Consider the following 492-nt stretch of genomic DNA (forward strand, 5'->3'; position numbering starts at 1 on the left):
AAGACATACCGACTCCCGGACGGACCAGAAGTCGTCCCGCGCCAGTTGGGTCCGCGGACACTCGAACTCGTCCCGCCGGCAGAGCTGGCACACCATCTGGCCGAGTTATCCGCTAAGGACCCAAGTCTCTCGCAAGAGCAGCTCTTCCGGAGCGTCCTCGACCTGCTCGGCCTCAAGCGGCTCACCGACAATGCCAAGGCGGTTCTGACATCAGCGCTCAAGCTTGTCGCGCAGGGCAATGTCGACGAGTAGGAACCCTGTTCGACCAGACCCGCCGAACAGAACCAGCGCTGGCTACCTGACCCGGCTCGCTCTGGCTATCGCACATGGGTTGATGAGGGCGCCGATACCAGACGAGCTCGGGCGGAGGTTCTGGGGTCGCAGCGATACGCCGCGGAGTGGATGTCATCAATACGGGCACCTTTGCTGGTTGACGACCGCTCAGCGACTTCACCGCCACTCACTGGTTGCAACAGAAGCACCATGTGCGGC

Annotated in this window: 1 pseudogene; it reads left to right on the forward strand. The window is 62.6% G+C overall.

What is annotated here, in order from left to right:
* Positions 1 to 252: pseudogene (locus F6Q13_RS18115) on the forward strand (hypothetical protein); the annotation flags it as partial.
* Positions 253 to 492 lie beyond the last annotated feature (240 nt).

This window comes from Mycobacterium sp. (assembly GCF_008709575.1).
Lineage (GTDB): Bacteria > Actinomycetota > Actinomycetes > Mycobacteriales > Mycobacteriaceae > Mycobacterium.